The sequence below is a fragment of the Methanocalculus sp. genome, assembly GCF_030651615.1.
Lineage (GTDB): Archaea > Halobacteriota > Methanomicrobia > Methanomicrobiales > Methanocorpusculaceae > Methanocalculus.
Genome location: NZ_JAUSCG010000054.1, coordinates 1 through 6,424, shown reverse-complemented (window position 1 = coordinate 6,424; position 6,424 = coordinate 1). Strand labels below are relative to the sequence as shown.

The 6,424-nt window shown below is 50.9% G+C and carries 8 protein-coding genes; 5 read left to right on the top strand and 3 right to left on the bottom strand.

All coding sequences use genetic code 11. The features are described 5' to 3' along the window. Positions 1–397: HEAT repeat domain-containing protein (locus Q7V06_RS02195; protein WP_304837416.1), on the top strand; the 397-nt coding region annotated here is incomplete at its 5' end. Between the two features lie 11 nt (positions 398–408). Here Q7V06_RS02195 and Q7V06_RS02190 read toward each other — a convergent pair. Genes Q7V06_RS02190 through Q7V06_RS02180 form a run of 3 tightly spaced genes read right to left on the bottom strand, consistent with a single transcriptional unit; the run spans position 409 to position 2,496 of the window. Next, positions 409–1,011, bottom strand: a complete 603-nt coding sequence (locus Q7V06_RS02190; protein WP_304837413.1) for a DUF2179 domain-containing protein — start codon at positions 1,009–1,011, stop codon at positions 409–411. Positions 1,012–1,056: 45 nt separating this feature from the next. Continuing rightward, positions 1,057–1,602, bottom strand: a complete 546-nt coding sequence (locus Q7V06_RS02185; protein ID WP_304837410.1) for a pyruvoyl-dependent arginine decarboxylase — start codon at positions 1,600–1,602, stop codon at positions 1,057–1,059. 51 nt (positions 1,603–1,653) lie between these two features. Further along, on the bottom strand, positions 1,654–2,496 hold the full coding sequence (locus Q7V06_RS02180) for an MBL fold metallo-hydrolase (protein WP_304837408.1): 843 nt from the start codon (positions 2,494–2,496) through the stop codon (positions 1,654–1,656). Positions 2,497–2,555: 59 nt separating this feature from the next. Between Q7V06_RS02180 and Q7V06_RS02175 the strand changes: the two genes are divergently transcribed. The 4 genes from Q7V06_RS02175 to Q7V06_RS02160 all read left to right on the top strand — a co-directional run. Beyond that, positions 2,556–3,728 (top strand): hypothetical protein, encoded by a 1,173-nt coding sequence (locus Q7V06_RS02175; protein WP_304837406.1) that lies wholly within the window; start codon positions 2,556–2,558, stop codon positions 3,726–3,728. Positions 3,729–3,732: 4 nt separating this feature from the next. After that, on the top strand, positions 3,733–5,433 hold the full coding sequence (locus Q7V06_RS02170) for an adenosylcobalamin-dependent ribonucleoside-diphosphate reductase (RefSeq protein WP_304837403.1): 1,701 nt from the start codon (positions 3,733–3,735) through the stop codon (positions 5,431–5,433). A 39-nt stretch (positions 5,434–5,472) separates the two neighbouring features. After that, complete coding sequence (locus Q7V06_RS02165) at positions 5,473–6,123, top strand: response regulator (RefSeq protein ID WP_304837400.1); 651 nt, start codon at positions 5,473–5,475, stop codon at positions 6,121–6,123. Beyond that, on the top strand, positions 6,110–6,424 hold a 315-nt coding region (locus Q7V06_RS02160), incomplete at its 3' end, for an MASE3 domain-containing protein (protein ID WP_304837397.1). The genes Q7V06_RS02165 and Q7V06_RS02160, both read left to right, overlap by 14 nt.

The window sequence follows — 6,424 nt, the reverse complement described above, 5'->3', positions numbered from 1 at the left end:
TGCTGTACGAATGCTTGGAAGGATAAAAGATCCAAATACGGTATCACATCTCATCGGAGTACTTGCTGATCCCGATCCGGAAGTGAGAACAAGTGCGATCGTTGCGCTTACAGGCATAGGAAAAGGCTCGCTCCCTGAGCTCACGGCGGCCTTTGAGAACAGTGATGTTCGGATCCGTGAAGGGGCTATGGAGATCCTTGCCGGAATCGGAGAGCCAGCTGTCGCGTCTCTCATTGTATACTTAAAGAACGAGGACCCGTCAGTCAGAATACGTGCAATGGTCATCCTCGGGGAGATTGGAAGCCATGAAGCACATGAACCCATCACAGATCTCCTCCGCGACAGCGATCCGGGTGTTCGCAGGGAAGCTTTTGAGGCACTTGAGCGGGTCAGGTGAAGCCCGCCTGATCACTTCTGTTTTCGTCTGACCTTCATTGCATTGAGCTTTGAGCTGAGAAAACCAGGTTTATTCAGGGGAAATACCCCCTCCTGAACCGAGCGGACATCTTCAATCGAGTAGAAGGCAGTTGGGTTGAAGTGTTTGATCTGATCGACCACATCGGTGAGGTTTGATCGGTTGATGATGAGAAAGATCAGCTTCACCTCTCCGGTTGATCCTTCAGCATTAATGGACGTAACACCATAGTTCTTCTGCTTAAAGGATTCGACGAGCTGCCCCGCATCCCGCTTGGTGATCACCCTGACGATCACCTGGCCGATGGAGAGGCGATCTTCAAGCAGAATCCCAAGATAGTTGCCGAGCGCAAAACCAAGGCCATATGCGATATAACATACAGGGTTATTCAGGTTCTTCATGATCTCACCAATGGCAAGGAGCCAGATGATCACCTCAAAAAAACCTAGTACAGGGGCAAGAAAACGGTATCCACGTGAAACAAAGATGATTCTGAGTGTCCCGATACTGACATCAACAATACGGGCAAGGACGATGAAAAGAGGTACGATCACCCAGGTGAAGAGATCAGAGAACGGGATACTTAAGAGATCCATTTCTATGAAACCTAAAAAATGACTGCATTCGGTTGAATGCAGAGATTACAGTACGAAGACCGCAGCAGCGATGACCGTTACCCATTTTCCGTCTGCATCGCCTTCAGCTGACTGACAGATATGGGTCGTCTTGATGATCTTACCACTCGCCTTATAGATCTGTTCCCGCTCCTGCCATGCCTTATCGGGATCGAACTCAATTCCGAGTGTCGTTGCAAGCATCGTCGCGGCGAGATCTTCTGCATATTCCCCTGATACAAAAGCGGTCTCACCATATGCATGGTGCTCTGAGAGGTACCCGTACTCGTTTGCATCTTTTGGAAGTGCAAGACCAATTGCAGAGGTTAACAACCGGTTTGGCTCGTTCGTCTCGTTCCTTGCCATCACACAGTAGACTATCTCACCGGTATGAAGGAGCTTTAATCCTTCATCAGGCGATATGATCGTTGCATTCGGAGGAAATATACTTGAGACATACACGAGGTTGAACTTCTCGATACCTGCCTTTCTCAGGGCAAGCTCAAAAGAAGCGAGTTTGTCCTTATGGACACCAACACCTTTTGTGAAGAAGACCTTTGAGGGAACAACCATATGCATCATTCGTACTTCAGGGTGTTTAATCTTTGGCTGGAGGAAATCCGGTTAATTATCCCATTCAAGATGTGTTCCAACACCTATTGGCGTTATTATGTGATGACGGGAGAGCGCGATCGTTGCCTGAAGTCCTGTGCAGTGACAGGGGTAGATCTCTTCTATTTCTGACTGCGCGCACCATTCTGCAACCTCGGCAATCCGTTCTTTCGTAGCCGAATAGAGATGAAGGCCACCAATGATAGCGGAGATCTTATCCACTCCGCATACCTTTTTTGCATACTCAGCCGTATGCTCAATCCCTGCATGGGTGCACCCGCAGATAAGAACAAGGCCATCATCAGAACGGTAGACAAGACATGAATCCTCGATAACCGGATCAGGCACCCATCCTTTCCCGGTCTGAACAAAGGCACTGCTCTGTGCGGTGCGTTTCGGGTCGGTTCGTGGGATCTCACCAAGGAATGTGATCCGATCTGTCACCCTTACGGGGGAGACACTCATTATAATCTCTCCAAATTCCAAAAGATAGTCAGAAGAGACCGGGCATCCGACATCAATCATCTCTTTGCCCCTCTTCCGGCCAAAGGTTGCAGGGTGAGTGATGAAGACAGGACGTTTCCGTGGCCTCCCCTCGATAGCCGATCTGAGGTGGTGTGCGGCAAGCGAAGGGAGACCTCCGGTATGATCCACATGACCATGGGAGAGGATTATACGATCAACATCCAGGAGATCGATCTCCATCGATGCGGCATTCTCGATCAGGAGATCCGAATACCCGCAGTCAAAGAGGATACTGGTATCACCATCCTCTATGAAGAAAGAGAGGCCGGGTTCACCCCGGAAGTAACGATCAATCAGGGTGGTATTCTCGATGAGCACAGTTAGGTCCATAGGAACATATCTGCTGGTGGAGACGAAAGGCTCTTTGATAGTGCAGGTGATGATCATGTATGTTCATGCGAGGAGTCGTCTGCCTCTCACTACTTCTTCTGCTCGTCTCATCTGCCGGAGGGTTCACCGTTGAAGGGGCGGAGGGTATCCCACAGGGGTATCTCTGGTCTGGTGAGGAGCATACTCTCGATATCACCCTCTCCTTCTCTGGTCTTGATCCCCTCTCATTCCCCTCAGGTGATATCCTCATCCTACAGACAGAACTGGAAGACCCGGAATGGACAGTTCTTTTGAGGAGAGGAGGGGGCGAGAATACCCTCAGAAAATCATCAAAGTACCGCGAGACGATATCCGGGTGGGAGCTCTCCTATCCTGCATCGGAAGAGGTGAGCCTCCGGATCAGACTCACGGGGGTTATCCCGGAGACACCTGATAGCAGAACCATGTCAATCATCTCGGTTCGCCAGCTTGATGGCGCATACGAACTCCGGGGTGATAATGAATATCTGGTCTCACAGCTCGCCTATCCTTTGGGGAGCGCCCCGTCAGGGACCCCCCCTGAACCGGTGATCATCACCCCGTCCCCACCTGATCTCTCAGCATTCACCATCTCATCCAGATCAACCACCCCGACCTGCGATCTCGCACCCGGAGAGGACGCCACCCTCAGAACGTACCTCTCCTTTGATCGCCTCTCTTCAACCACCTTTCCGGATACCGACACACTTAGGCTACGAACCAGCCTCCTCAATCCCGAGTGGGCAGTCAGCATCTTCATGAACGGTGGAGAGAATGTAAGAACACCCGGAAAGGGGTATTATTACTCGCTACCGGGGTTTGAACTCGCCTATCCCGCTCGTGACAGCCTTGGGCTCTCAGTCTCTGTCACCGGAACTGTTCCTGCTGCATCATCTGCACCCCTCCTTGAGATCAGCCAGTGCGGACCTGACGGGTATGCACGGGAAGGAGCGATCTTTGTTCACCCTGCCGGGATCGCATTGATTGAGGAGACACCTGTTCCAACCCAGGTTGAGATGCCAATCCCGACACCTGTTGTAACGAGTACGTTTACACCTGCACCAACTGTAACAGTGACAGCTCTGCCAATGCCATCGAAAGGAGAGATCTTCCCTGAAGGCATTACGATCGAGGCTCTCCTTGATCTCTCAAATGAATTAATCGGACACGGAACACTCTTTCTGAAGCGTATTCTCTCAGTCTTCGGGATGTAACAGAATGAACGAATCGATGCGGGATCATGTTCTGAAGAGCAGGTACTTACTGTCAGGTGAGCATACATTCCCTGATCTCTGCCGCCGTGTTGCCGATGCGATCGGCAGGGAGGATGATGAACGGGAGGCATACTTTGAGATGATGAACAACCTCGAGTTCCTCCCAAACTCCCCTACACTGATGAATGCAGGAACAGCATGCAATCAGCTTGCGGCCTGCTTTGTCATCCCGATCGGGTCGACCATCGCTGAGATCTTTGAAGCGGTAAGACAGGGGGCGATCATCCAGATAACAGGCGGCGGCACCGGATACAACTTTTCGGCGATCCCACCGGAAGGCTCAGAACTTGGTTCTGCCGGTGGACAGTCCCCCGGACCTGTTCGGTTTATGGAGATCTTTGACACCTCAACAGAGGTGATCAGACAGGGTGGACGGAGACGCGGGGCAAATATGGGTATTCTTGATGTTGCACACCCCGATATCCTCTCCTTTATCACCGCAAAACATGAGGAGAGGGTCCTCACAAATTTTAACCTCTCGGTCATGATACCGGACTCCTTCATGGAGGCGATTCAGAGGGGAGCAGATGAGACCATACTCTTCACCCACCGGATAACAGAAAAAAGTGTGACTGTTGGAGAGGTATTTGGGGCGATAGTTGAGGGGATCTATCGGAATGGGGAGCCGGGAGTACTCTTCTCTGACACAATTAATCAAGGAAATAAAACACCCAGACTCGGTACAATTACCGCAACAAACCCCTGTGGTGAAGAGCCGCTTCTTCCTTTTGAATCATGCATCCTGGGGAGCATCAACCTTACACGGTTTATTCGGGACGGGGCTGTCGAATGGAGGAGGCTCGGGGAGACAGTGAGGCTGGCTGTTCATTTCCTCAATACCGCAATCGATAGGACTTCCCATCCCCTCCCCGAGATCAGGGAGGCAACACTGAGGACGAGAAAGATTGGCATTGGTGTAATGGGTCTGCATGACGCTCTTCTCCTCTCCGGTCTTCCCTATGATTCTGAAGATGCACGAAGGTTCGCTGAAGGGGTGATCTCATTCATCACACAGATGGCTGTGGATGAGTCTCAGAAGATCGCAGATGAGACAGGGCCATTTCCTGCATGGGAGGGGAGTAGCTGGAAGGAACCGATTCGAAATGCGGCACTGACGACTATCGCACCGACCGGGACGATCTCGCTTATTGCAGGTTGCTCATCAGGAATTGAGCCTGTTTACTCCTTCGTCATGACGAGACACTATACGGCAGGTGCATCGTTTGAGGTGATCCATCCTCTATTTTCTGAGCAGCTCGATTCTGAGATTGCACATCTCGGCTATCATGGAGTGGATGCAGAGGCGAAAAGAATGGAGGTGATCGAAGAGGTCTTCAGATCCGAATCACTTCAGAGGATTAATTGGCTCTCTCCTGCATTCCGTAGGCTCTACCGTTCTGCAACTGAGATCTCAATTCAGGATCATCTCCTGATGCAGGCGGCATTTCAGCGGCATATTCATGCATCAATTTCAAAAACAATAAATATACGAGAGGATATCGAAAGAGATGAGATCAGAGAAGCACTCCTCCTTGCATGGCGGCTGCGTCTCAAAGGTGTAACCCTTTACCGGAAAGAAAGCAGAAATGAGATTATATTCAGATCAAAAGGCTGTGCCGGTTGCAGGGATACTTCTTTCGAATGAATTGTAATCTTTTAATATTATGCACAATAATAAATAATTATGTCTGGCGATCCTGAGAGGATGGAGATCAACACTCAGAGTAAACCGTCACCTCTGATACTCTTTGTTGATGATAATCCGGCGCTCAGGACGATCATCCCTGAAGTGTTGAGCAGATGCGGTAATACTGTTACCACAGCCGATGGGGGCGAGTCCTGCCTTCAGATGCTTAAAGAGATGAAGCCGGATATGATACTCCTTGATATCATGATGGAGCCGATGGATGGGTGGGACACGCTCAAAGCGATCCGCAAAGTTCCGGAATATCAGGATATTCCGATCGTCGTTCTCACGGGAAAGGTCTTCCTTCCATCCGAGATGCTCAAGTACGGTCAGGATATCGTCGGCTGGATTAAAAAACCGGTTCGTATGGAGCCATTCACAACCGCAATACAGTCTATCATCACAGAGCTGGAAGGAGACAGGAGGTTTGCTGAGGAGTCAGGCGGCAGAACTTCTTCTGAAGAACGTGACCAGATTGCTCTGCATCGCCGCCGCCTCAGGGTGCTCCGGCGCATCTATGACGGCATCATCACCCAGTGTATCCACCCAAACAGTGGGTCCCACACGGGCTGGGAAGAGGATACGAAGATGATGACCGACCTGATAGCCGGAGAAGAGCAATGGTGCAGAGACCATGGAATCCTCTGAAGAGAAGGGATACCACTTCTTCTTTATCGCTCTCTTCTTCTTTCTTATTGCAACGACTGCGACATCCCTTGTCAACTACCTCCTCTTCCATACGATAGCCGAACTCTTCCCGATCATCATCGGATGCCTCATCTTTATGGTCGCATGGACCGCACGCGATCGGATCGAGAGCAGTTACCTCCTCTTCATCGGTATCGGATACCTCTTCATTGCCGGGGTCGATCTCCTCCACACCCTCGCCTTCAAAGGGGTCAACTACCCCCACCTAACGGAGGGGGCTTGCAACCGGGGTCTGGAGACC